The sequence below is a fragment of the Megasphaera hexanoica genome (assembly GCF_043520715.1).
GTDB classification, from domain to species: Bacteria; Bacillota; Negativicutes; order Veillonellales; family Megasphaeraceae; genus Megasphaera; species Megasphaera hexanoica.
In genome coordinates this window covers 1,596,516-1,622,748 of record NZ_CP171361.1, presented here as the reverse complement: position 1 = coordinate 1,622,748, position 26,233 = coordinate 1,596,516, and the positions used below count along the sequence as shown (strand labels likewise).

The 26,233-nt window shown below is 48.1% G+C and carries 25 protein-coding genes; 5 read left to right on the top strand and 20 right to left on the bottom strand.

Annotated elements, in window-relative coordinates; all coding sequences use genetic code 11:
* Positions 1–90 precede the first annotated feature (90 nt).
* The 8 genes from ACGTIC_RS07975 to ACGTIC_RS07940 form a co-directional block, all read right to left on the bottom strand.
* Positions 91–1,314 (bottom strand): class I SAM-dependent rRNA methyltransferase, encoded by a 1,224-nt coding sequence (locus ACGTIC_RS07975; protein ID WP_113856003.1) that lies wholly within the window; start codon positions 1,312–1,314, stop codon positions 91–93.
* 165 nt (positions 1,315–1,479) lie between these two features.
* A complete protein-coding gene (locus ACGTIC_RS07970; RefSeq protein ID WP_075582278.1) occupies positions 1,480–2,484 on the bottom strand; it encodes an electron transfer flavoprotein subunit alpha/FixB family protein in 1,005 nt (334 codons plus the stop codon).
* 14 nt (positions 2,485–2,498) lie between these two features.
* A complete protein-coding gene (locus ACGTIC_RS07965) occupies positions 2,499–3,284 on the bottom strand; it encodes an electron transfer flavoprotein subunit beta/FixA family protein (RefSeq protein WP_113856004.1) in 786 nt (261 codons plus the stop codon).
* 181 nt (positions 3,285–3,465) lie between these two features.
* The gene (radC, locus tag ACGTIC_RS07960; protein ID WP_075582276.1) at positions 3,466–4,152 is read right to left on the bottom strand and encodes a DNA repair protein RadC; all 687 of its coding nucleotides are present in this window, start codon (positions 4,150–4,152) and stop codon (positions 3,466–3,468) included.
* On the bottom strand, positions 4,149–4,709 hold the full coding sequence (locus ACGTIC_RS07955; RefSeq protein WP_059077393.1) for a nucleoside triphosphate pyrophosphatase: 561 nt from the start codon (positions 4,707–4,709) through the stop codon (positions 4,149–4,151). The genes radC and ACGTIC_RS07955 overlap by 4 nt, the downstream gene beginning before the upstream one ends.
* Positions 4,710–4,740: 31 nt before the next feature.
* Positions 4,741–5,010, bottom strand: a complete 270-nt coding sequence (locus ACGTIC_RS07950; RefSeq protein ID WP_059077392.1) for a DUF4321 domain-containing protein — start codon at positions 5,008–5,010, stop codon at positions 4,741–4,743.
* A 156-nt stretch (positions 5,011–5,166) separates the two neighbouring features.
* On the bottom strand, positions 5,167–6,861 hold the full coding sequence (locus ACGTIC_RS07945; RefSeq protein ID WP_113856005.1) for a glutamine--tRNA ligase/YqeY domain fusion protein: 1,695 nt from the start codon (positions 6,859–6,861) through the stop codon (positions 5,167–5,169).
* A gap of 174 nt (positions 6,862–7,035) precedes the next feature.
* Positions 7,036–8,067, bottom strand: coding sequence for a mechanosensitive ion channel family protein (locus ACGTIC_RS07940; RefSeq protein ID WP_113856006.1), 1,032 nt, complete (start codon positions 8,065–8,067; stop codon positions 7,036–7,038).
* A 170-nt stretch (positions 8,068–8,237) separates the two neighbouring features.
* Here ACGTIC_RS07940 and ACGTIC_RS07935 point away from each other — a divergent pair, with 170 nt between their 5' ends.
* Positions 8,238–8,528, top strand: coding sequence for a hypothetical protein (locus ACGTIC_RS07935; protein ID WP_257536516.1), 291 nt, complete (start codon positions 8,238–8,240; stop codon positions 8,526–8,528).
* 2 nt (positions 8,529–8,530) lie between these two features.
* Positions 8,531–9,445 (top strand): LysR family transcriptional regulator, encoded by a 915-nt coding sequence (locus tag ACGTIC_RS07930; protein WP_257536517.1) that lies wholly within the window; start codon positions 8,531–8,533, stop codon positions 9,443–9,445.
* A gap of 4 nt (positions 9,446–9,449) precedes the next feature.
* Here the strand turns inward: ACGTIC_RS07930 and ACGTIC_RS07925 are convergent, their stop codons facing one another.
* Positions 9,450–10,022: a DapH/DapD/GlmU-related protein gene (locus ACGTIC_RS07925; protein ID WP_113856007.1), complete on the bottom strand. Its 573-nt coding sequence runs from the start codon at positions 10,020–10,022 to the stop codon at positions 9,450–9,452.
* 29 nt (positions 10,023–10,051) lie between these two features.
* Entirely contained in the window at positions 10,052–11,248 is a 1,197-nt protein-coding gene (locus tag ACGTIC_RS07920) for an alpha/beta hydrolase (protein WP_257536518.1), read from the bottom strand.
* 114 nt (positions 11,249–11,362) lie between these two features.
* Between ACGTIC_RS07920 and ACGTIC_RS07915 the strand changes: the two genes are divergently transcribed.
* A complete protein-coding gene (locus tag ACGTIC_RS07915; protein ID WP_113856008.1) occupies positions 11,363–12,589 on the top strand; it encodes an RNA-guided endonuclease TnpB family protein in 1,227 nt (408 codons plus the stop codon).
* A gap of 303 nt (positions 12,590–12,892) precedes the next feature.
* On the opposite strand, the gene ACGTIC_RS07910 is transcribed toward ACGTIC_RS07915, so the two are convergent.
* The 10 genes from ACGTIC_RS07910 to ACGTIC_RS07865 all read right to left on the bottom strand — a co-directional run bounded on the left by ACGTIC_RS07910 (position 12,893) and on the right by ACGTIC_RS07865 (position 24,086).
* Entirely contained in the window at positions 12,893–13,519 is a 627-nt protein-coding gene (locus tag ACGTIC_RS07910) for a flavodoxin (protein ID WP_113856009.1), read from the bottom strand.
* Positions 13,520–13,550: 31 nt separating this feature from the next.
* Positions 13,551–14,003 (bottom strand): carboxymuconolactone decarboxylase family protein, encoded by a 453-nt coding sequence (locus tag ACGTIC_RS07905; protein WP_113856010.1) that lies wholly within the window; start codon positions 14,001–14,003, stop codon positions 13,551–13,553.
* Complete coding sequence (locus ACGTIC_RS07900; RefSeq protein WP_095340615.1) at positions 13,987–14,406, bottom strand: cupin domain-containing protein; 420 nt, start codon at positions 14,404–14,406, stop codon at positions 13,987–13,989. Before ACGTIC_RS07900 ends, ACGTIC_RS07905 begins: the two co-directional genes overlap by 17 nt.
* A complete protein-coding gene (locus tag ACGTIC_RS07895) occupies positions 14,403–14,609 on the bottom strand; it encodes a hypothetical protein (RefSeq protein ID WP_054336947.1) in 207 nt (68 codons plus the stop codon). The genes ACGTIC_RS07900 and ACGTIC_RS07895 overlap by 4 nt, the downstream gene beginning before the upstream one ends.
* 246 nt (positions 14,610–14,855) lie before the next feature.
* Positions 14,856–15,707, bottom strand: a complete 852-nt coding sequence (locus ACGTIC_RS07890) for a transposase (RefSeq protein ID WP_257536519.1) — start codon at positions 15,705–15,707, stop codon at positions 14,856–14,858.
* Positions 15,614–15,835 (bottom strand): helix-turn-helix domain-containing protein, encoded by a 222-nt coding sequence (locus ACGTIC_RS07885; protein ID WP_257536673.1) that lies wholly within the window; start codon positions 15,833–15,835, stop codon positions 15,614–15,616. Before ACGTIC_RS07885 ends, ACGTIC_RS07890 begins: the two co-directional genes overlap by 94 nt.
* Before the next feature lie 262 nt (positions 15,836–16,097).
* Complete coding sequence (locus ACGTIC_RS07880) at positions 16,098–19,334, bottom strand: ESPR-type extended signal peptide-containing protein (RefSeq protein WP_113856011.1); 3,237 nt, start codon at positions 19,332–19,334, stop codon at positions 16,098–16,100.
* 990 nt (positions 19,335–20,324) lie between these two features.
* Positions 20,325–20,789: an IS200/IS605 family transposase gene (gene tnpA, locus ACGTIC_RS07875; RefSeq protein WP_072983749.1), complete on the bottom strand. Its 465-nt coding sequence runs from the start codon at positions 20,787–20,789 to the stop codon at positions 20,325–20,327.
* A gap of 323 nt (positions 20,790–21,112) precedes the next feature.
* Positions 21,113–22,228 (bottom strand): RNA-guided endonuclease TnpB family protein, encoded by a 1,116-nt coding sequence (locus ACGTIC_RS07870; protein WP_036203056.1) that lies wholly within the window; start codon positions 22,226–22,228, stop codon positions 21,113–21,115.
* 688 nt (positions 22,229–22,916) lie between these two features.
* The gene (locus tag ACGTIC_RS07865; RefSeq protein WP_113856014.1) at positions 22,917–24,086 is read right to left on the bottom strand and encodes an iron-containing alcohol dehydrogenase; all 1,170 of its coding nucleotides are present in this window, start codon (positions 24,084–24,086) and stop codon (positions 22,917–22,919) included.
* Positions 24,087–24,261: 175 nt separating this feature from the next.
* On the opposite strand from ACGTIC_RS07865, the gene ACGTIC_RS07860 reads away from it, so the two are divergent.
* Together ACGTIC_RS07860 and ACGTIC_RS07855 are read left to right on the top strand one after the other, a co-directional pair.
* Positions 24,262–25,167, top strand: coding sequence for a LysR family transcriptional regulator (locus tag ACGTIC_RS07860; RefSeq protein ID WP_113856015.1), 906 nt, complete (start codon positions 24,262–24,264; stop codon positions 25,165–25,167).
* Positions 25,168–25,217: 50 nt separating this feature from the next.
* Complete coding sequence (locus ACGTIC_RS07855) at positions 25,218–26,120, top strand: fumarylacetoacetate hydrolase family protein (RefSeq protein WP_059077251.1); 903 nt, start codon at positions 25,218–25,220, stop codon at positions 26,118–26,120.
* Positions 26,121–26,233: the final 113 nt, after the last annotated feature.

Sequence of the window (26,233 nt, the reverse complement as noted above, 5' to 3'; positions counted from 1 at the left end):
TCTCCTTTATTTCATTAAGTAATAGCAGAATCAATCTGCTGCTTTATTATATCATACTTAAACCATGGCGTCAGCCTTGTCTGAAGCCGGTCAGACGACCTGGAACAAGTAGAATTTCAAATAATTTGTTTCCGGCACATTCCAGAGAATAGGATGATCCGGCGACTGCTGGCGCCCTTCAATCTGGCGCAGGTGGACACCGGCATCGGAAGCCGCATCGGCCAGCATGGACCGGAACAAATCATCGCGCATGAAATGGGAACACGAACAGGTAGCCAGGTACCCGCCCCGGGGCAGCAGTTTCATGGCTTTCAGATTGATTTCCTTATAACCACGGATGGCATTGCGCACCGTATGGCCCGATTTGGTGAAGGCTGGCGGATCGAGGATGATGAAATCATAGTCATGGTTTTTATGGTCTGCCAGGTCCGTCAGAAGGTCAAAGACATTGGCCTGCATTGCCGTAACCTTGTCTTCCAGTCCGTTGCGGCGGATATTTTCCCTCGTCATGGAAACGGCTTCGTCCGATATATCGACGGCGGTAACACTGGCCGCTCCTCCTCTGGCTGCATTGAGGGCAAAGGCTCCCGTGTGGGTGAAACAGTCCAGTACATGATGGCCTGCGGCAATTTTGGCTACGGCCAGGCGGTTATATTTCTGATCGAGGAAAAAACCCGTCTTCTGGCCGTTCTCAACATCTACGTCATACAAGATGCCGTTCTCATCAATCGTCGTAAGGGCGCTGCCCGGTTCCGGCAGATAGGGCGTCTCGTACCAGCCCTTGTACTGTTCCATCCCGTCCAGTTCGCGGACGCGGACATCGTTACGTTCGTAAATTCCCCGGATGATGACACCCATATGGCGCAGCTGGTCTGTCAATGCCTTGAAGATGACCGGTTTTACGACATCCATGCCATAGCAAAGTGTTTGGGCTACGAGCAGGTCATTGTACCGGTCAACAGTCAGACCCGGCATTTCATCAGCATCACCAAAAATAAGGCGGCAGCAGGAAAAATCTTTCTCTCCCATGACGGTCCGGCGGTATGCCAACGCATACTGGACACGGCGCTGCCAGAAGGCTTCATCAAAGCGGTCATTGGCATTGCGTGATATGATGCGGACCCGGATTTTAGAAATATCATTGGCAAATCCCGTTCCCAAGTATTTTCCTTTTTCACTGAGGACATCTACCAAGTCTCCTGTCTTGTACTGCCCATCAACATGGGTTACTTCTTCTCCATAGACCCAGGGATGACCGCTGCGGGCAGCCCGTTCTCCTTTGCGGGTCAGGTACAATTTAGCGTAAGGTCTCATATGACTCCTTTATATTATACAAAAATGGTAAACAAAAGATAAATCAAATTTAAGATTATCTTTAATTATGGCAAATATTGTAGAGAAGTGCAATAGCCAGACCAGAAAATAAGGCCAGGACCACTGCAATACAGCGTTTCCCGGCCTTGATATATCCAGTTTCCGTTATTTTGCCTGCAATTTTTTGATTTCCCGCTGAAGGATAGGCATAACTTCAAACAAATCGCCTACAATGCCATAATTGGCAAATTTGAAAATGGGTGCGTCCGGATCCGTATTGACGGCAATGATCAGTTCTGCCTCTTTCAGGCCCAGTTGATGCTGGATGGCACCGGAAATTCCCAGAGCGATGTAAATCTTCGGAGCTATTTTTTTGCCTGTCACGCCAACCTGTGCATCATGGGGCATCCAGCCGTTATCGACCAGCGGTTTGGAAACGCCCAGCGGCGCGCCAATGGACTCGGCAAAGGCAGCTACCTTTTTAAGGCCGTCTTCGTCTCCTACCCCCCGGCCGGCTCCGACAACCAAATCAGCCGTTTCGATAGTCAGCGTTTCATCGAGCGGCGGCAGGCTTTCAAAGCCGGTCACCTTCTGGGATACGGTACGCGTACAGGAAAGACCGTCCTCTTTGATGACTTCTCCACTGCGGCTGCTGTCAAACGTATTGCCCCGGAAAATCCGTTCGCCAATCGTAGCCAGCTGGGGACGCGTCGTCGTCAGAATCTTAACGAACAATTTTCCCGTGTAAGCCGGCCGTATCCAGGTAAGACTGTCATCGTCTCCTTCGTACCGGCAATCGATGCAGTCGGCAACGAGTCCCAGATTCATAGCGGCAGAGAGCCGTCCACCCAGGTCACGGCCGTCAGGAGATGCGCCAATCAGCATAGCACTGGCTTCATATTTTGTCAGGATCTGCTGTACGATTTCCGTGTACTGCGAGGCATCAAACGTATCCAGCCCATCGCGGTTAACGACGACCGCCACATCGGCGCCATAGCCTATAATATCAGAAGCCGCTTCTTCTGCTCCCTTACCCACGAGAAGAGCCATCAGGGCTTTATTTCTACTATCGGCCAGTTCCCGGCCTTTTCCCAGCAGTTCAAGGCTCAGCTGTGACGGTTTCCCATCCACTAATTCTATGTACACCCAGATATTGTGTTTCTTTTCCATAACCATGCGCCTCCTTATATCAGTTTTTTCGCTGCCATATCTGCCATCAGTTTCTGGACAGCTTCTTCTGTCGTATTGCCGTCAATCATGATGCCGACAGCATGTTTTTCCGGCGCAAACACTTCGGTAACATCCGTTGCCGAACCGGCACTGCCCGATTCAGACGGATCGAGTCCGATATCTTCCAGCCGCCAGACATCAAAGACGGCTTTTTTTGCTTTCATCTTGTTACGGATACTGGGTGAACGGGGCACGTTCATCGTTTCCATGACTGAGCAGACTGCCGGAAGCTTCGTTTCTACTGTTTCCATTCCACCGTGATTCTTCCGCGATGCCCGGATCACCCCATCTTCTGCCGTGAGGCTTTCTGCATACGTTATGAGACTGAATCCCAGGTGTTCGGCAATAGCTGGCGGAATCTGTCCCGTATCACCGTCAGCCGATTGTTTTCCTGTAAGGACCAGATCGACAGGCGCCAGTTTTTTAATGGCCAGGGCAAGGATTTTCCCCGTCGCCAGCGTATCGGACCCGGCCATGCGTTCATCGGACAGAAGGACGCCGCCATCGGCCCCCATGGACACGCCTTCCCGCAGAGCTTCACTGGCCATAGCCGTCCCCATGGAAACCAGAGTCACTGTACCTCCCTGTGCTTCTTTAATGGCAATGGCTGCCTCAATGGCATTCTTGTCTACAGGGTTCAGCATCGTCGGCGCCCCGACACGGACCAGATTATGATTCTGACTGTCAATCTGGATATCCGAAACGGCTGGTACTTGTTTAATCAGTACTACGATATTCATACAACACTCCTCCTTTAGTCTAGCCGAATTATTTATGTATTAATATTATATATATTATCTCACGGTCACATAAATTTATCAAGAAATAATGTTTATTATTTTATAAAAAAGTTTGTAAAAAGAAAAGCATCCGGAAACGGATGCTGGTTCATATTATATATGCACACATTGTCTGGTCATCTTACAGGTAGCCCCGCTCACACAGGCTGACAAACACACCGTCACCGATGATGATGTGGTCCAGGATTGGGATCTCCATGACATCACCGGCTTGTACGAGGCGGCGCGTGACATCGATATCTTCCTGACTCGGCTCAGGATTGCCACTGGGATGGTTATGCAGCAGGACGACAGCGGCCGCATTACACTGCAGCGCGTAGCGGAACACGTCTCTGGCCTTGGCCAGGCTGGCATTAATAGTCCCTACGGTCAGAGTCTGGACGCGCAGGAGCTGATTCTTCGTCGAAAGGTACACGGCGGCAAACCGTTCCTGCGGTAGGAAGCGCATGTCTTCCATGACGTATTCGGCAATGACCTGAGGTGAACTGAAATCGGGATTATCCCGGCGTACCCGGCAGCGGACGATGCGCCGGCCGAGTTCCACGGCTGCACAAAGAGTGACAGCCTTGTCCGGGCCGATGCCGCGGATCCGGCATAATTCACTAAGCGTGATTTCGCCAAGACAGCCCAGATTACCTCCCGGCAGGGACGCCAGCAAATTCCGGGCCATATCCAGTACTGAACAGCCCCGGGTACCGGTCCGCAGGAGAATGGCCAGAAGCTCTGGATCCGTCAGCAGGCGGGCGCCATGCTGGATCAGTTTTTCCCGTGGTTTTTCCCGCGATGACAATTCTTTCAGACAAGTCATCCGATAATTTTTGCCTTCTGGAGCAGCGTATAGACCTGGGATAACGGCAGGCCGACTACGTTCGTATAGGAACCGTTGACTTTTTCAACGAAGACAGCGGCCTTTCCCTGGATACCATAAGCCCCGGCTTTATCCATGGGTTCACCAGAATGGACATAGTCCTTGATTTCACTGTCTTTCAACTTCCGGAACCAGACTTTGGTTTCCACGACTTTGGTATAAGTCTTTTTACCGCGCACCAGTGCTACGCCCGTGAACACGGAATGTTTACGGCCCGATAATTCCTGAAGCATGCGCATGGCATCTTTTTCATGCTTCGGCTTACCCAGGATTTCCCCGTCGAGTGCCACGACCGTATCGGCACCCAGTACCCACTGACCCGGATATTTGGCCGCTACATCATTGGCTTTACCCAGTGCCTGGGCCAGGACAAATTTAGCAGGATCTTTCTTTTTAGGTGCACCTTCTTCATAGGTGCTGGGATTGACCATATAGGCTACCCCAATCTGAGACAGCAATTCCCGGCGCCTCGGTGAAGCGGAAGCCAGAATAAGCATAATAAAAAAACCTCCTTATCCTTATATACTATTATAACCGGCGGAAAATAAGAAATGCCAGTATAATGCCAAGAATACTCAGCAGATTAGGGGCAAAATGAATGCCGAACTGGATCTGCATGACATACAGATTCAGATGGACGTTCTGAATATCAAATATTTCATAATGCTGGGACAAGAGCGGCATGAGACTGCCAAAGCTGACATGAGACAGCAGTTCTCCCAGGATTCCTCCCAGAATACCGCCTACGACAATAAATAAAATAAAAAGCAGGACACTATGTGTACCTAATACTTTCATACGCACATCTCCTCTGCAATAACTACGAACTTCATTATACCGTTATTACCGGTACAGCGCAACGATAAGACAGAAAAAGGCCGCTTTTCTCAGTTAATTTTAATATACTGAAAAAAAGCGGCTTATTTTCTCATTTCATTTTAATCTTATTGTTTCTTATTTATTTTTCTTCTGCATCTTAGCCCAGGTATCGCGCAAGCCGACGATACGGTTCACGACGATATGATCTTCTGTCGTATCGGGATCAATAACAAAGTACCCTTCCCGCAGGAACTGGAAGTGGTCGCCTGCTTTATACTGTTTGATGCAGGCTTCAGCCTTGCTGTGATACACATCTAGGCTGTGCGGATTGATCTGGGAAAGGAAATCCTTGCTGTCCGTTTCTTCTTCATCGTCGGTATCGGCATCTTTGAGCAGATAGTCATAGACCCTCGTTTCGATATCGACAGCATCATCAGCATTGACCCAGTGAAGTGTCCCTTTAACCTTGCGATTGGCATTTTTGCCGGTACCGCTCATGCTTTCCGGATCATGACTACAATGGATTTCTACGATATTGCCATCAGCATCTTTGATGACTTCTTCGCATTTGATGATATACGCATATTTAAGGCGCACTTCCCTGCCCGGAGCCAGGCGGAAGAATTTCTTTACCGGTTCTTCCATGAAGTCTTTGCGGTCAATATAGATGTTTTTGCTGAACGTCATCTGACGCGTACCCATGGCTTCATTTTCCTGGTTATTTTCTGCCGTAATGGTTTCGGTCTTGCCATCAGGATAATCCGTAATAACGACTTTGATGGGGTCGATGACGGTCATGATGCGCGGAGCCTTGAGCTTCAAATCTTCACGGATGCAGTATTCGAGGAGGGAAATATCGACGACGCTGTCGGCTTTTGCCACGCCGATGCGGTCGCAGAAATCACGGATGGATTCCGGTGTATAGCCACGGCGGCGGATACCGGCAATGGTCGGCATACGGGGATCATCCCAGCCGCTGACAATACCCTTTTCGACGAGGACACGGAGCTTGCGTTTGCTCATGACCATCTTGGTCACATTAAGGCGGGCAAATTCAATCTGACGGGGCAGCTGGCCTTCCGGGTCTTCCCAGTCCTGGATACACCATTCATAGAGAGGACGATGGTCTTCAAATTCGAGAGTGCAGATAGAATGGGTGATCCGTTCAATAGCGTCAGAAACAGGATGAGCAAAATCATACATAGGATAAATGCACCATTTGTCACCCGTACGGTGATGAGTAGCATGAAGAATACGGTAGATGACAGGGTCACGCATGTTGATATTAGGGCTTGCCATATCAATTTTGGCACGCAGGACCTTTTCGCCGTCGGCATATTTCCCGGCCTTCATTTCTTCAAACAGGCGCAGGTTTTCTTCGACACTGCGGTTGCGGTACGGACTTTCTTTTCCCGGCGTATTGAAGGTACCACGGTATGCTTTAATCTGTTCGCTTGTCAGATCATCGACATAGGCCTTACCCAGTTTGATCAGTTTGACCGCATATTCATAAATTTGATCAAAATAATCTGAGGTATAATACAAGCGGTCTCCCCAGTCAAATCCCAGCCATTTGACATCCTTTTTGATGGATTCAACAAATTCTGTATTTTCTTTGGACGGATTCGTATCATCAAAGCGCAGATTCGTCAGGCCGCCGTATTTTTTGGCAATGCCAAAATTCAGGCAGATAGACTTGGCATGACCGATATGCAGATACCCATTCGGTTCAGGCGGGAAACGGGTGTGTACGCGCTTCCCATATTTATTCGACGCATTATCTTCATCGATGAAATTTTCAATAAAGTTCTTAGTGATTTCAGTACCCATATAGTGTCGCTCCTCGCTATTACAATATAATACTCTCACATTGTATCATAAATATCGCTTCAACACTAGCATATATCAACATCTGACAGTGTCAAGATGTTGCGGGAATTTTGTGAGATGAGAGGAGCGTTTTTGCATCGCTACATAATCCTCATCCGCCAAGAGTCCCCCTGTTCAGTCGCGGCGGATGAGGAGATGGATGCCTTCTTTTTTGTAGGTCTTGTAGATGCTTTTGATGAACTGGTGCTTGAGAACGGCTTCGTCGACGATGTTGCGGATACGCAGAACGACTTTGAAAGAAATGCCGTATTCCCCCATCTGGTCATAGCGTACGAGGGGCTCGAAACCGGTGACGCCGTACTCGCTGTGGTCGAGGATATGGCGGGCTACGCCGAGGGTGACGTCTTCGACGTGCTGCAGGTCGTTATCATAAGTAATAGTCAAGGGAATGGAAATGGTACATTCGGCCAAGGGCTGTTCATAGTTAGTCAGTGTCGCAGTGGCAATGCTCTTGTTGGGGACGATGACCATATTCCCCGTCGCCGTGCGGATGGTCGTATTACGCCAGTTCATGTCGACGACGCGCCCCGCTTCGCCGCTGGCCAGGCGGATATAATCGCCCATGTGGACCTGTTTGGACACGAGCGTCGTAATGCCGGAAAAGAGGTTGGACAAGGTATCCTGCAAGGCCAAGGCCGATGCCAGGCCGCCGGCGCCGAGGGCTGTCAGGAGCGGTGAAATGGAAATGCCGTAGGAACTGAGGATGAAGAGGATGCCCATAATGTAGACGCCGAGGTCGACGACGGTCGTCAGGATGGACGTCGTCGCCTGCTTGTCGCCGCTCTTGGAGAGCTTATCCTTGAGGAAAGACGAAATCGTATGGGCACAGAAGAAGGTCACCGTAATGATGACGACACTGTGATAGTGATAGGACAAGATATTTTGGACGAAGTTAGGCAGATTCAGGATATCCTTGGTCAGGCGGATGCCCAGGAGAATACCGAGGAGGGTCGGCATGAATCGGAAGACATTGCGCCAACTGTCCCGCGGGACTTTCGTCACGCGGCTCAATACCTCGATGACGCCCCGGAAGACGCCGTGCAGGATGGCGATGCCGATGATGATAAATAAAATAAAGGCCAGGAAATGCACGTGCGGCCCGCCGTGTTCCAGCTCAAATGTAAACGTATTGACAATGTAATCCATAAAAAAATCCTCCCCCGAAGAAACAAATCAGAAAGTACGATTTATTATACTCCGGAGAAGGACAAACAACAACTCAAGAACGGTTACAGTTCCATGTCATTTATGATATGACACCTTTATTGTAAGGCCCTTTCAAAAGGCGTATACTAAAGAAAAATCAGCCCATAGGAGTGACATCATGGAAATACGGACCCTGCAATACTTCCCTGGCCGTCGCCAGGGAACAGAATATGACCGGAGCAGCCAATGCAGCCCAGCTCATCCGGACAGGCATTACCAGTGCCCTCGGCATCGACGAGTTCTTCCAACTCCAGACACCGGATTTAGTCTTTATCCCCTTGGAGCCAGCCGTCACCGTCTCATGTCTCGAAGCCTGGAAAAAATACCAGCTCCTGTCGCCGACGTGCGAAGCCTTTTTGAAAGGCCTGAAAGAAGAGATTCATCTACCAGGAAAGGATTGATAATGATGTTAGATTTACGGGTACTCAATTATTTCCTCACCGTCGCCCGAGAAGAAAGCATTACCCACGCAGCCGAAGCCCTGCACTTGTCCCAGCCGACACTGTCGCGGCAGTTGCGTGACATGGAAGAGATGCTAGGAAAAGAACTGATGATCCGCGGCCCCCGTCGCATTACGCTCACCGAGGAAGGCCTATTCCTGAAAAAGCGGGCTGAAGAAATCCTGTCTTTAGCCAGCCATACGGAACAGGAACTACGCAGTGACGATACGGAACTAAACGGAAACATCCGCATCGGTTCGGCTGAATCCGACAGTGTCCGCTTCATCATGCAGACTGCCCATAAACTGCAAAGCCACTACAAGAACCTCCATTTCCACGTTACCAGTGGCGATGGACAGGCCATCATGGAAGCCCTCGACAAAGGACTCATCGACGTCGCCGTCGTCTACGGTCATGTCGATACGGAAAAATATGAGGTCCTGCCCTGCCCATACACTGATCACTGGGGCCTTCTTTTGCAGCGCAGCCACCCGCTGGCAGCCAGGGAGGCAATCCGGCCACAAGATTTATGGTCGGAAAATCTCATCCTGTCCCAGCAGGTATTGCAAGCCAACAGCCATGGCAATAAATTGCAGACATGGATAAAAAAGCCCTTTGCCGAATTGAACATCCAGGCAACCTACAATCTGGCCTATAATGCATCCCTCATGGTCCGCGAAGGGCTGGGGTCCTGCATCATGTTGGAAAAAATCATCAACGTGCCACCCTATGACCCGGAGCTCTGCTTCCGACTCTTGGACCCGTTGTTGGAGGATACCCTGTTCATCGTATGGAAACGATTCCAAATATTCTCCAAAGGGACCCAGCAATTCATCCATCTCTTGAAGGAAGAGGCAGAAAAAATAAGCCAGCTATAAAACCTCACTGTTCAATGTTTTTGATAAAGTGAGCCGGTACGCCGCCGACGACAGTATACGGTGGGACGTCCCGGTTCACGACGGCACCGGCTGCGACGATGGCATAACGGCCGACAGTGACCCCAGCTGTTATGGTCGCATTAGCCCCAATCCAGACGCCTTCATGCAGGACGATCCGGCCCGGCATGAGCTCACTCCGTTTATCCGGGGCTGGATGATGATTGAGCGTAGCTAGGACAACATTATGTCCAATGAGGACATTATCGCCGATGAAAATACCTCCCTGGTCCTGGAACTTGCAGCCGCTATTGAAGAAGACATTCTTGCCAAGATGGATATTCTTGCCAAAATCCGTATAAAACGGTGGAAAGAAGGCAAATGTATCATCGACAGGACTGCCGATGAGCCGTGAAAAAAGTTGGCGCAGTACTTCCGGTTCATGGTACTGTGTATTGATTTCCATGAGAATCTTCTGCGCCTGTCGGCTGTAAAAGCGCATGGTTTCAATTTCGTCTGCTGTCGTACCGATGACCGGCTCCCGGCTCCATCGTTTCAAGGCTTGCGATAAAGATAACATATGAAGGATCCTTTCTAAGGTGCTTACTTTTATTTCAATGCATCGTCAAAAAATTGGACCAAATCGTCAAAAGGAATCTTATCCATCTGATCATATAAATCGGTATGCGTAGCCCCGGGAACAACGATTTCCCGTTTCGGAGCCTTCAATTTAGCATACGCCGCATCGGCAAAGTATTTCGAGTGAGCTTTCTCACCGGTAATGAGCAGGACCGGACGCGGGCTGATTTCATCAATGTGTTCCATGAGAGAGAAGTTGAAGAATCCATACGGCGTCGTCGAATCCCAGGCCAGTGTATTGGAGTTGATGGACCGCGGATGATATGCCCGCCCTACGTAATAATCATAAAATCCTTTCACTACACTATTTGCATCGGCTGGCAGTTTGTCTGGAAACATCGTATCATGAGAAATGACATGTCCCTGCGCATCGACGGCCAGTTCATGCGAGCCCGGGATAGCTTGCCCTTCTTTGGCTTCTTTGTCCCGCATAACAGCCAAATGTTCCTTCACTTTTTCCCGCTGTTCCGGCGTATAGTAATCTCCTTGATAGTGATTGCGGATACTGTCGGACATATCATACATCGCTGAAGTTGCGACGGCTTTGATGCGCGTGTCATTGGCAGCAGCCGTCAGAGCCATACCGGACAGACCACAGATGCCAATAGCCCCTACTTTATCGGGATTGACGAATTTCAAATTACTGATGAAATCGACAGCAGCACTATAATCTTCTACAAAGATATCAGGCGAAGCCATATTACGGCGCGTGCCCCCGCTTTCTCCAGTCATGGACGGATCAAAGGCGACAGCAACATATCCGTGTTTTGCCATTTCCTGAGCATATAAGCCGGAAGATTGTTCTTTGACAGCGCCGAAAGGCCCCGAAACGACGACGGCCTTATATTGCTTCTGGGCATCGAAATTTTTCGGCAAATAAAGGTGGCCAGCGATGTCGAAACCATAACGGTTCTGAAAGCGGACATTCTTCGCTTCAATCTTGGGGTCAACCTTGAATACCCGTGTATCATTCGTTAATTCGCTGATGGAAGACTGTTTCATCTGCGATCTCGCCTGCAAAACCGCTGCCGGTGTCGCCGCATATGCGGCACCCGTGCCGAATCCAGAAAAGGGAAAGGTACTCACACATAAAGCAGCCGCTATTAATAAGACTTTCTGATGTTTTTTCATCTTCATGGTGCGGCGGAGACTCGTGACTTTAGTCATGAGAGGAGCCGCACCTCCCCTCCTTTCAATAATAAATAATAGACTTTTAGCAAAAAAATTATGATATAATAATTTTGATGAAGTAGTATAGATTTTAGAAAGGTAGGTGAAAAAATGTCTAACCTAACTAAAACAATAAAACTTCGTATACATGCTACTCCCGAACAAGAGACGCTGTTCCGTCAGATGACGGAACAATACCGTCAGGCTTGTAACTTCGTGTCGCAGTACATCTTCAACAACCGATTTAACATGACCTACCAAAGTCTCAACAGAGAGCTGTACAGTGACCTGCGCAGCCAGTTCGGTCTGAAATCGCAGCTGGCCCAGTCTTCTATCAAGACGACGATTGCCAGATATAAGACGGTAAAACAACAGCTCTTCCAAAATCCCTACAGATATAAGGATAAGAATGACAACTGGCAACGCATCGCCAAGACATGGGAATGGCTTTGGAAGCCGATATTCTTTACTCGTCCGCAAGCTGATTTGGTCCGTAACCGAGATTACAGTTTCGTTGATGATGGTCAAATCCTATCTATCAATACACTCGGAAAAAGAACCAAATGCACTTTTGAGGGCGAACATTTCGCTGAATACCTTGATGGCGCTTATGACCTTGGAACAGCAAAACTGGTCGAACTCAAAGGTTTATGGTATCTCCATATTCCCGTAACCCAAGCTGTCGAAGATTTTCAGAAAGAAAACGTCCGTCACGTTGTCGGTATTGACCGTGGATTACGTTTTTTGACCGTTAGCTATGACGAGCAGGGCAAAACTGAATTCGTCTCTGGTAAGAAGATGGCTACTAAACGCCATAAATTTCAGGAAGTCCGCCGCCAGCTCCAGTCTAAAGGTACAAAATCAGCAAAGCGTAGACTCAAAGCCATTTCAGGACGAGAGAACCGTTGGATGTCTGATGTAAACCATCGGATTTCTAAGACACTCGTTGAAAAATACGGCAAAGATACGCTGTTTGTGCTTGAAGATTTGACCGGTGTTAGCTTCGAAGCGTCCCATCTTTCAAGAACTGCTAAACAAAATTACGACCTGCGCAGCTGGGCGTTCTATCAGTTGGAACAATTCTTGACTTATAAAGCTCATGAAAATCGTTCCGAAGTTCTGAAGGTATCTGCTAAATATACCTCTCAACGTTGTCCCAAATGCGGTACTATCCACAAGGAAAATCGTGACCATCACAAACACTTATATCGTTGCCAGTGTGGTTACAGATCTAACGATGACCGTATCGGAGCTATGAATATCCAGCTCCTCGGAACTATGTGGATTTCCGGAGATAACAATCCTCATTACGAAAGAATAACAACTGCTTCGGAGTAAACTCCTTAGCAAAGCGGGTGTTGTCAGCCACCCGATGATGTAGGCGGATTTGGGAAGACATCTTTTAGATGTCGTTAGTACCTATGCAGTTCCGACTTACAAGCTCCCGACTTTAGTCGGGAGTAGTTGACGTTACATACTCCTTTTTCAACACTTTTGAAACTCTCTATTGCTTGATTACAGTATACATTGCTATCTATTGAATAACAAATGCCTATGAACTTTGTTAATCAATGCTTTTTTGCTATGATTGTTTAAATAAAAAGAAGGCTGCCGTATTCAGACAACCTTCTTCTTTTTCTATCAGCGATTCAGGCTCTGAACCCACTGCTGAACCGTACTTTCCGACACATTGGACGGGAAACGCTTGCCTTCCAGCCAGCTGCCCGTGCCAGCCATCTGTTGCAGCTGTCTGCCGCTGTCGCCGAGGCCCGAACTGGCCGACGTGGCAAAGGGGATGACCGTCTTGCCACTGAAGTCATTGTGCTTGACAAAAGTATCTACCGGCCAGGCAGCGATGCCCCACCAAATAGGATACCCGATAAAGACCGTATCATAGCCTTCCCAGTTGTCGGCCTTATCCTTGACCAAGGGAATGTCGCGCAGGCTGGCATCATCGTGTTCGCGATAGACGCGGCTGTCCCGATTATTATAGTCCAGGTCCGCTTCCGTATAGTCCTGGACCGGTTTCAGTTCCATGACGTCGCCGTTGGTCGCTTTAGCGATATAATTGGCGACGTTCTTCGTATGGCCGCCAGCCGAATAATAGACGACCAACGTCTTGCCATTGCCCTTGGCCGGAGCCTGGGCCGCCGTATCGGTCTTTTTCGACGTGCTGGAAGACGCGTCTGCACTGTTTGTATTGCCACAGGCAGCCAGTCCCAGGACCATGAGGCTGCTCAAGGCGAGCGTTAAAATTTTCTTCATCATTTAACTCAGATCCTTTCTCAAAAATTACACTTTATTTAACATTTTCACTATATACTTCTTTGGCATAGCCAAAGGCCGCCCAAGCTTTGGGCCAGCCGCTGTAGAAACCGAGCTGTGTGATGATTTCTGCCATTTCTTCTTTCGTGACGCCGTTCTTCTTGGCCGTCTGGATATGATACTTCAAAGAACTGTCCGTAATCCCCTGAGCGATCAGGGCCGAAACGGTGACGATGCTGCGGTCGTGCAGGGAAAGGACATCGTTCTTGCTCCACACTTCACCAAAGAGGATGTCGTCATTATAACGGGCAAAATCGGGGGCAAAGTTTCCCAGCTGCTGCCGCCCTGCGGTCTGGACAATTTTAACGGCTTTTTTCGGCTGATTATCAGTTGTATTCATGGCAAATGCATCTCCTGTTCCCAAAAATCCTATCCCGGCCAGGGCGATGAGCCCGGCTGCTAACAACGGCTTACGGAAGAGCTTCATAATCAGCCTCCTTGACGGCTTCACACCATTCCGTACTCGTATCGGTCCCGTCGACTTCGATGGCCAGATGCTGGAAGGCACTGTCCTTGGCAGCACCGTGCCAATGCTTGACATTGGCCGGGATGTGGACGACGTCGCCAGCATGGAGCGCCTGGGCCGGTTTCCCCCATTCCTGATACCAGCCGCGGCCGGCCGTGACCAGGAGCATCTGGCCGCCGCCTTTTGTAGCATGATGGATGTGCCAGTGATTGCGGCAGCCCGCTTCAAAAGTCACATTGCCGACGACGACCTGCTTCAGTGAGATCATATTGAGATAGCTCGTACCGTCGAAATACTGGGCGTAATCGACATTTTCCCCGCCGATGGCAAAGGGACCGTTCTTTTTGATTTCTTCTAAATTCATGATTTTCCTCTTTTCACCTGATAAATCAAATAATCAAGACAATCGAGCTGGCGCTGGCCGTCATGTATGCGGCAGAGCAGTTCTTTCCGATGCTGCCGCAGGCGGCAAAGCTGTTCACTGCCGCTGCCCGCTGCTGCATAGTCGTCAATGAAGCCTTCCGAGCAGCCCGCATCGACCAGGTTCTGCCGTACTTTTTCATCCATGGCATCCACCTCCTGAGACCTTGTTTTCTTTACACTCTTATCTTACCAAGGTTCCTGTGAAATGTGAAATGCCTATAATTTAGTTTTAGGAATACGTACGGCAAATAGTGAATGTACCCCCGCCTACAGAGGCGGGAGCTTCCTGCTTCAACGAGAACAGCACTACAGCTCCGAGGAACTGCTGAGGCTTACACTCTCTCCACAGGCGTAGATTCCCGTGCGACCCACGGTACTTTATGCGTTATGTCAGGCAGATATTCGCCTGGCTTCTTCTCGTATATTTATGGCAGCGTTCTTATCTCTGTCATGATGACTGCCACATTTCGGGCAATCCCATTCTCGTATAGACAAATCTTTCGTTTCATTGTTCTGGTAACCGCAAACATGGCATAGCTGACTGCTTGGATACCATTTGTCTATCTTGATAAGCTGTTTGCCTTGCCAAGCCAGCTTATATTCCAACATGTTTGTGAACATATTCCAGCCATTGTCGGCTACGGACTTACCAAAACTGAATTTACCGCCTTTCTTGCGTTTAGCCATCGCCTTGACGCTGATATCCTCGATACCAATAGCATCATAGTGGTCTACCAAGTAGCGGGCTTTTTTGTGCAGGAAGTCGCGGCGTTGATTGGCAATTTTCTCATGAAGCACAGCTACGCGAAGCCTTTGCTTCTTACGATTGTGGCTTCCTTTTTGCCTTTTGGATAGTTTTCTTTGTGCTTGAGCCAATCTCTTCTCGGTTTTACGCAAAAAGTTTGGATAATTCGCATCATCTTCGTCAGAAGCAACATATAGACCGTGCATGGCAAAATCAAGCCCAAGAAATTTCTTCGGCATTATGGGAAGTATTTGGTTTTCGTACTCCACCAAAATACTGATATAGAATTTTCCTGAAGGTGTTCTGCTTATGGTAACGGTCTTTATCGTGCTGTTTTCCATCAGGGGACGATGCAGACATAATTTTACCCAACCAACTTTAGGCAATTTAACCTTATTTCCTTCTAACCGGACAGAGCCTTTCTGATTGTTCGTAGAATATGAGCCGTGTCCTGTCTTCTTAGACTTGAAGCAAGACTGTCCACTTCTTTCAGCCAAGGAAATTCTTCCTTATACTGTGCGGGAGTATTGTTCAGTTTCTTGCCTGTTTCTTTGTAGTAGTCAAGGCGGTCGCCAAGCATCTTGTTATAGATGAATCGGACACAGCCGAAAGTCTTGGCAAACATAATTTTTTGTGCAGCCGTTGGATAGAGCCTGTATCGGTATGCCTTATTCACTATAATCTCACCTGCCTTGAACAAGTAAATCTATAGAATACCTTATCACTTACACTTCCATGTTAATTCGTATTTCTCTTGGTATTATATCATATGTATCAAATATTAGAATCAGGCAACAAGCAACCAACAAAAAAAGAACGATGCATCGAGAAAATTTTTCTCTTTGCATCGTTCTTTTTCCTATCCGTTATTCAATGGTTCGTTGAGCTTATTTATTTTTGTTTTCTTTGACTGTGCGAACACGCTGAATCGTCGGATTGCCTGCTTTGTCTTTTGCTATCGTATCGACAGTGAAGTATTCTAATTCATGCGAGAATTCGCTGAGAATCTTGTCGGACAAGACAGCGCCTTTTGTCATGGCACGATACAAGATAGCTGCAAATTCATACCGCGTCATCGGGCGGTCTCCGGCAAAGTTGCCATCCGGATAGCCTTCGATCATGCCGTTGCCGGCCAGCTGTGCTACGTATTCGTAAGCCCAGTGATTCTGCGGTACATCCGGGAAGAGCTGCAGTTTGGATGTATCTATCTTCTTACCTGCATTGGCATCGAGCATGGCTGACTTCATAGCTTCCAATTCACCGCGCAGTTCTTTAATTTCCTTCGCCATCGCTACACGAGAAGTCGATACATGACTGCTTCCGGAACCTAGTTTGAAGCTTACGCCGGCATTAACCATGTTTTCGCCATTACCAAAGGTTCCGCCTACAGAGAACATCGTGTCTTCATTCGGACGATAGTATGCCCCAACAGCAGCTGCATTGGCGCCGCGGTAGTTGCCATAGCCTGCCGCAAAGTCCCACTTCGCATCCGGATCAAAATCCAATGGATGTAATGCTGCCAAAGCCGCAGCACCGGCACCGACTTTGTTGACACGGTTGTCGAGGTTGCTGATAGAATGGCTCAGTGACGAAATGTTGGTTGCGTTGTTGGCAATCGCCTGGTTCGTTTCATAGAGCTGGCTACCATTTACAGCGTCCTTGGAGGTTGCGCTGAGTTCACCTGCAGCAACATTGGTAACCTTTTGGTCATTAGCATTCAGGCCTTTATCGCTGATATAGGTCTTGCCGCCAACTTTTACGCCTTCATCGCTGATGGAGGTCTTGCCTGCGGTTACAGCAGTTGCAGATACGCTAACCTTATTGCCAACCTTCAGGCCGTCTTTGTTCATTACAGTTTGGTCAGCTTTAAAGGTATTGGCGGTTACGCTTTCAACAGTGATATCCTTTTTCAAAGCCACATTGTAGTTTTTGCTACCGTCAGTATTAGTTCCCGGAGTTACAGTAATGTTATCACCCTGGGTTACAGTAGTGTGCTTAGCTGCAGTTGCTGCTACGTCCTTCAACGCCTGGTCAAGCTTGCCGATAGAAGTAGTTGTGTTTTCGCCATTAGTAACATAATTACCCTTGCCGCCTTCTACATAGTTCAGGTCACCAACCTTGTTGTTCAACTTCTGGTTCAGGTTGTTTACAGCGTCAACAACGGTAGTATGGCTGCCGTTTTGGTTCTTAATATCGCTGTCAATATTATTAACCTCGCCTACGTCACTTGCTTTGGCTACGTCGGTAATGGTTACAGTACCGGTTACCTTACCTTCTTTATTAACAATATCCATAGATACGCCCTGAGATTTATTGCCAGTGCTGTCAGTTACTTCGCCAACTGCATAGTTGCCACTCTTAATATGCGTATCGTTAGCTGCAACATAATCCGTCAGCTGGCCTACGTTTACAGCGTCAGTATCGTCTTTACCTGCTACTACGCCTTGGATTCTGCCGTCACTGTTAAAAGTATTTTGGTTAACCTTAACATTGCTGCCTTCAAAGCTGATGCTTCCTGCGCCAGTGCCTGCACCAGTGATGGATTGAATACCCTTCAGGGTAGTATTCATAGACAGGCCGTCTTCGTTAACTACCAGGTTTTGCTCGCCGTCTTTCAGCTTAACGTTAATCTTCTTATCGGTGATGGAAATACCCTTACCTTCAGTCAAAGTTACGCCTGCAATCTGGTTATTCACATACCCTACGTTGGTTACAGATTCATTCTTGCTTGCATCAACGTTGGTTACATATGCATTTTGGGTAGTTACGCTGGTCAGACCTGTCAATTCTTTGTTCAGCTCTACCTTTACATCTTTGCCAGTATTGCTTACTTTGATGTTCTTGTCGCCGCTGAAGTCAACAGATTCGCCGGGTTTTACGTTGGTTGCTTCGGTTGCAACACCGTTGGTGGACAGGTTCCAGCCTGCATTTTCAGTTGCAGCCCTCAATTGTGCTACGTTTACAGCATCGGTAGCTTCGCTGCCAGCTGCTACATTGGTAATTTGACGAGTAATGGTATTGCTGCCTACAGATACAGCACCAGCATTGGCTTTCCAAGTAAGGCCGTCTGCACCTTCAGGAGCAAAAGCACCAACAACACCGGCTTCTGCTGCTCTATTAGCAACTGATGACGTACCCAAAGCGACACCACCATATACATTAGCTGTGGCAGCACCTCCCAAAGCAACAGCATTTTCTGCAGTTGCTTGTGATGAAGTTCCTATTGCCGTGGCAAATCGGCCTTCAGCTGTGGCAGCACCTCCCAAAGCAACAGTATTTTCTGCAGTTGCTTGTGATGCACTTCCTATTGCCGTGGCAAATTGGCCTTCAGCTTTGGCATACCCACCACCAATAGCAGTAGAATAATCTCCCCATGAACCACTTCCATACCCAATAGCAGTTGACATTTCACCAGACTTTCTCCATTCACCCGGATGCTGTTTATTCCAATCTGCATCTACGTTCGTCATCGCACCAAGTGCGGTAGAATAGTTACCAGTTGCATGTGCTTGTTGACCTACAGCTGTCGCTGAGACTCCAGTGGAATGGATATCATCACCAATTGCCACACTATACTGGCTATTAGCTGTTGTATCATTACCAATTGCGATGCTGTCACCGCCAGTAGCTTTTGTTTCACCGCCAATGGCAATGCTATCTAACGCTGTAGCTTCTGCCTTAACTCCAATCGCCGTGGAAGATTCTCCTGTAGCTTTCGTTTGATCACCAAGCGCAACAGACTTCATTCCTGTAGTTGCCTCTTTGCCAAGAGCAATTGACGATGAGCCTACGGTACCAGCGTTGGTGCTATGAAGTGACTTATTCTTATCATTATCTTGGTAGACTACTGCGACATCGTCAGACTTCGCATACTCGGACAAATCCACAGAAATCTTATTCTTATCATCAATCTTTACATTCTTTCCGGCACTGTATGTAGTATCTGTTGCATCAGCAGCATATATAACGCCTGTCCCGATAGTTAGCATAGTTGCTGCCATAACAGCCGCTACAGATGCAGCTTTTATACGGCTTGAACCCGTTTGATGATTTTTAGCAAATTCCGAAGCTACAACATAGCAATTTTTTGCTTTATTCCACACGACTTTATATATTTTATTCATATAGATATCCTCCTTCTTTTATACGTACTTTTTCAGGTATTATTTCTGTTCATACGAAACTTTCCGCCGTTTATTAAACCAGCGTTTTTGGCAGTCATCACAGCAAAAAGCCCGATGCCGGTCTTTGGGGGTCGTAACGATGACGATTTTCCCACATTCCCGGCAAGTAAATTCTCGATGCATTACTACCGAAGATACTTTTTTGGAATGTTTCCAATATAATTTTTCACAATGCTGTGAACAGAATTTAGTACGGCAGTCTCTGCCATCTGTTACCCGCACGTGTTTACCACACCGCAGACACGTAAATTCCCGTATAACGGGAGCATAAAGAGGCCCTTCGACACGGTTGTCATTGATTCCATGGTGATTGGCATACCTCCTGCAGGTATATCCGCAGTATCGCTGGGTAATACGGGTCGGGGGTAAATTCTTTGCCGCAAACAGCACATTTCATACGAACATGGCCATGCTCCTGTCATTCCATACTGAATGGCAGACAGGTGGTAACCAATAATTGGAAATAACAAACGAATGCAAACATGCCAAAAAGGAGAGTATATGCCTACACTGTCCTTCTTTATATCTATATGAAACAAGACGCACCCATTCCTGGGCCTGTTTTTTTATATATGTGCCTTTACTATCTTGTAAATCCCCCCCCTGTATATTGTTTAGCCGTCACCTCTCTGCCGATATGCATGATGGCCGTAAAACTAGTTGTAAAGTAAGAAATCATCAGTTGGACAGGATACATGATTTTCACCCCCCCTCTTACATTTTATGATAATTTTATTATAATATAACTATAGCATAATATGGAAGGAACGGCAAGATATCCGGAATCATAACCACCAGTAAAACTGGTGGTTTGCTCAGGCCCTATAAGGGCCTAACTCCTGTGGTAGCACTCTAAAGAGTGCACCGAATAAAAGTCTGGCAATCACACTTTTATTACAGGCTGCCCCCTACTCGGGGGCTTTTTTTGGCCTACTTTTTCCTGCTACCCGTAAACGGGTCTACGTATTCCTTGAAATCTAATGTATCCATTTCAATATCTTCTTGTAATTGATTGCGAATATACTCCTTAATAGCTCCTTCATATTTTCCCACTGTATCCACATAATAACCTCGGCGCCAAAAATGTCGATTCCCATATTTATATTTCAGGTTTGCATGGCGGTCAAAAATCATCAGGCTACTTTTACTCTTTAAATATCCCATGAATTGAGATACGCTAAGATGCGGTGGAATAGCCACTAAAATATGAATATGATCCGGGCAGCATTCTCCTTCAATTAACTCAACCTGCTTTCGATTACAAAGTGACCTTAATATCTTTCCTATATCTTCTTTTATTTGTCCATAAATAATTTGTCTACGGTACTTAGGCGCAAATACAATATGATACTTGCATCGCCATTTGCTATGTGATAAACTTTTTACGTCATTCATTGACATGAACCTCTCTTCTGAATAATGTAGTGGTTGCCAGACCATCTACATTGTATCATGAGAGGTTCTTTTTTTACTTTAAGAAATTTTACTTACCCCCAGTTGAACTGGGGGTTTAATCATGCCTATTCGGCGCCAATAAAGCAAACTATATACATACTTTAGTATATATATAGTTTTCAGTGTGAACGTACCCCCGCCTACAGAGGCGGGAGCTTCCTGCTTCAACGAGAACAGCACTACAGCTCCGAGGAACTGCTGCGGCTTACACTCTCTCCACAGGCGTAGATTCCCGTGCGACCCACGGTATTTTATGGATTACGTCAGGCTGATATTCGCCTGGCTTCTTCTCGGATATTTATGGCTGCGTTTTTATCCCTGTCATGATGACTGCCACATTTGGGACAATTCCATTCCCGTACAGACAAATCTTTAGTTTCACTAGTTCGGTAGCCACATACGTGACACAGCTGGCTGCTCGGATACCACTTGTCTATCTTGATAAGCTGTTTGCCTTGCCAAGCCAACTTATATTCCAGCATGTTCGTGAACAGATTCCAGCCATTGTCCGCTACGGATTTGCCAAAACTGAACTTACCACCCTTTTTCCGCTTTGCCATCGCTTTGACGCTGATATCCTCAATGCCAATGGCATCATAGCGGTCTGCAAGGTAGCGGGACTTTTTGTGCAGGAAATCCCGGCGTTGATTGGCCACTTTCTCATGGAGAATAGCTACGCGCAGTCTTTGTTTCTCTCTGTTGTGACTTCCTTTTTGTTTCTTGGATAGCTTCTGTTGCGCCTTAGCCAGTCTTTTCTCTGCCTTTCGCAGGAAATCGGGATATTTAGCATCCTCCTCATCGGAAGCCACATACAAGCCGTGCATCGCAAAATCCAAGCCAAGGAAGGTCTTCGGTATGACAGGGAGTACTTGGTTTTCATACTCCACCAGCATACTGATATAGTACTTTCCTGATGGCGTCTTGCTGATGGTTACGGTCTTTATGATACTGTTCTCTGGCAAGGGGCGATGCTGGCATAATTTCACCCAGCCGACTTTTGGCAGTTTCACCTTATGGCCCTCGATTCGGACAGAACCCTTCTGGTTGTTCGTGGAATACGAAGCGCGACTATTTTTCTTTGACTTGAAGCGCGGCTTGCCGAAATGCTGGCTGTCATTCCAAAAGTGGCTGTATGCCTTGTTCAGATTCAGTTGGGCATTGGCAAGGGCCAAACTATCGACTTCCTTTAGCCAAGGGAAGTCTTCCTTGTACTGCGCAGGCGTGTTATTCAGCTTTTGGCCGGTTTCCTTATAATAGTCAATGCGGTCACTCAGCATCTTGTTGTAGATGAATCGGACACACCCAAAGGTCTTGGCAAACATCATTTTCTGTGCCGTTGTCGGATAGATTCTGTATCGGTATGCCTTATTCACTATCATCACCTGCCTTGACTTTCTATATACTTTCACTCTTACTACTGATTATACTGCAAATCAACTTGTGAAGCTATTGTTTTTCTGATGGCATCGAGCCCTCAGAAAAACCTGCAATTCATCTCACCGCCTAAAGAGGCGGGAGACTTCTTGCAGAATCAGGATAAATAGGAGCCACGACATGATGTGACCCCCAATCGTTAGATGTTAGGTCTAACAATTGGGGGTCAGCTCAAAAAGTTTAATCTGTTTTTAATGACATTTCTCGGACTCAGATGGATGCTGCGTATCCTGAAATTCCGGATTGCATTACGACCGTGTGCCACATGTCATAAATTCCGGCTATGCCCAGGATTCACGCGGGCGCCCGGTTATGGGCGCCCCTACGGCCGTATAATTATTTAATATCGCCTGTATGCGATTTCGTAGGGGATTGCGCTTGGCAATCCCGCCCAGAATAATGGCATCGTCACGGAATTTATGACGGACTGCGCATGGTCGTAATATAATCCTGAGTCTAAAGGCACGCAGCGCCATCTGAGTCCGAGGCGATGCGTCAGCGAACCCGTTTCGCCAACGATGAACGATGAACGATTCCGCAATTTCCGGACTACGGACGGCCACAGGCACGTCTTGGATATTTACTTTTTTTCACTATGATGCAGCAGTTAGACGTAAAACACGTTCCCTTCCCTTACATGGCCTGCCGGAAGATATCCCTGATTTCGTCTTTGGTCAGGACTCGATAGCCGCCGTCGAGGATCAGCGTGCCGTTTACGAGGTCGTCGAGCATGTCTTCTGTCGCACCGAGTTCTTTGATGTGGAGCACGAGGCCGAGTTCCTGCATCCAGGTCTTCATGCGTTCCAGGCCGGCTGCGGCGATTTCTTCATCGCTCCTGCCGTCGGCATCGACATTCCATACGGCTTTGGCGAAGCGGACGAATTTCGGCAGACCGTCTTTCATGATGAAGCGGTAATACGGCAGGGACACGGCAGAGAGCGTCATGCCGTGCGTGGCATTCGTGCAGGCGCCGACGGCCTGGCCCAGCATGTGGACCATCCAGTCCATCGATTTCCCCTTGGCGATGAGCGTGTTCAGAGCCCAGGTGGCGTCCCACATCAGATTGGAGCGTGCTTCGTAATCCGTCGGATCGACGACGGCTTTGCGGCTGGCTTCGATGACATTGCGCATGAGGCCTTCGGCCAGATAGTCGCTGGTATTGTCGTCTTCACCGGAAAAATACTGTTCGCAGATGTGATTGAAGATGTCATAGATGCCAGCAATCATCTGATATTTCGGCAGGGTCATGGTGTAGACCGGATTCATGATGGAAAAACGGGGCATGACGCTTTCGTCAGCAAAGACATGGTCAATCTTCAGTTTCTTTTCCGGATAGGTAATGACGGAACCGGCGTTCATTTCAGAGCCCGTGCCAACCATGGTCAGGACATCGCCGACAGGGACGATGTCACAGCTCGGTTCTTCGAAGCGGATGAAATATTTATCCCACGGATCTTCGTCGCAGTGTACGGAGACGGCCAGGGCCTTGGCATAGTCGATGACGGAACCGCCGCCGACGGCGAGGATGAGGTCCACGCCGTGCTTTCTTGCGATGTCGATGCCTTCGCGCAGCTTATGGATTGTCGGATTGGGCATGACGCCGGCGATTTCCGCTACGTCCTTGCCTTCGTCCTGCAGGATTTTGACGACGTCGTCATAAATCCCGTTCTTCTTGATCGAGCCGCCGCCGTAGACCAGGACGATTTTCTTACCGTATTTCTGCAGTTCGCCGTGGAGGTTTTCCAGTGCATCTTTGCCAAAATAGAGTTTCGTCGGATTGCAGTATGTGAAATTCCCTAACATGAGTCTTCTTCATCCTTTCTGTAAATACCAGAATCAATTCATTTCATGCTCTTATCTTACCAAAAAAAGTATGAAATGTAAAAAACTTATATTTTATATCCGGAAATACGTAAAAAGCATTGCCAAATGGACAGACCTGCCGTATACTAAACGAAAAAGAAAGGAGTGTGTTGCCATGGAATTGCGGACATTACACTATTTTCTGGCCGTCGCCAGAGAAGGAAACATGACCGGAGCCGCCAATATGCTGCACATCACCCAGCCGACACTATCACGACAGATGGCCGACCTGGAAAAGGAGCTAGGTAAACAGCTCTTCATCCGGACCAACCGCAATACCCACCTGACAGAGGAAGGAATCCATCTCCGGCAGCGGGCCGAAGAAATCCTGTCCCTCGTTCGCCAGACTGAAGCCGAAATCAACAATGATCAGCTGGAACTGACTGGCTGTATCCGCATCGGTGCCGGGGAGACTCCGGTCATTCATTTCCTGACTGATGCCTTTGCCAGGCTGCATAGTCAGCATCCCGGTGTCACGTGCGAACTCTTTACGGGAAATGCCGATACGGTGGAAGAACGACTGGTCCATGGTCTCATCGACTTTGCCCTGTTCATCGAGCCGTTTAATCCGGAAAAATACGAATACCTCCGTTTGCCTGAAACCAATACGGTCGGAATCATTACCCGCAGCGACAACCCCTGGGCGAAACTCCCGGCCATTACACCGGACATCCTGAAGGATATCCCCTTGCTCACGTCTTCACGGACAGCAACGGCTGCCTTTGATGTCCGTACCTGGTCCGGAGGACAGGTGACAACGGAGGACCTGCAGATTGTCGGACGCTTCGATCTCATCGCCAATGCAGCCCAGCTTATCCGGACAGGTATTACCAGCGCATTTGGCATCAATGAACTCTTCCAGCTCCAGACGCCGGACCTGGCTTTTGTCCCCCTGAAGCCGGCCGTCTCCTGTTCCTGTCTCGTAGTCTGGAAAAAATACCAGCTTCTCACCAAACCATGCGAAGTCTTTTTACGACTGCTAAAGGAAAGCTGTCCACATACGGATACAGAGAATACATGACGCAATGAATTATGATATAATAAAACAAATATGACAAGGAGAAGATAGCTATGATGATAAAAAAACTGATTACCTTTGAAGACCTGGGATTCGTTCAGTGGGGCGTGCTGGATACCGAAGAAACAGGAGTATACAGCGCTATTGCCTTAGAAGAGGCGTTCTTTACCCCTCTTCCGGAAACATTGGCAGAATTTATCCAGCAGGGAAATGAAGGCCTGCTGGCCCTGGCCGATGCCCTCGAACAGAACGAAAAGACCCAGGCCGTGAAAGCCAAACCGCTGGCCACGGTACACATTCTGGCCCCGTTGCCGCAGCTTACGAAAAATATCTTCTGCGTCGGTGAAAACTATGCCGAACACATCGAAGAATTTCATAAGAAAAAACTCGATTCCCTGCCAAAATATCCCCAGTTTTTCACCAAAGCCCCGACCTGCGTCATCGGGCCGGAAGATACCATCGATTCTCATCCGCAGGTAACGAAAGAATTGGACTATGAAGGAGAACTGGCCGTCATCATCGGCACCAGCGGCAAGGATATCCCCGTCAGCGAAGCCATGAATCACGTCTATGGATTTACCATCATGAATGATGTAACCGCCCGTGACCTGCAGCGCAATCACGGCCAGTGGTTCCACGGTAAAAGCCTCGATACCTTTGCCCCCATGGGCCCCTGCATCCTGCTGCGCGATGCCGCTCCTGATACGTTTACTATCGTGACCAAAGTCAATGACGAAGTCCGCCAGGATGCCTCGACAGAAGAATTCATCTTCCCCATTCCGTCGCTCATATCCACCCTATCCCAGGGCACGACACTCCAGCCCGGTGATATCATTTCGACGGGTACACCATCAGGTGTCGGCGCCGGCTTCAAACCGCCCCGCTACATTCATTCGGGAGACACTGTAGAAATTTCCATCTCTTCCATCGGTACATTGAAAAACACGGTAAAATAAAGGATTGTTTCCAGTATAGAAAAAACAGTTTGCCATGCTATACTCTTCTGAATTACATATGAGAACTCAGATTATAAAGGCCACCACTAAAAAAGCCAGCCATAACGCAATTA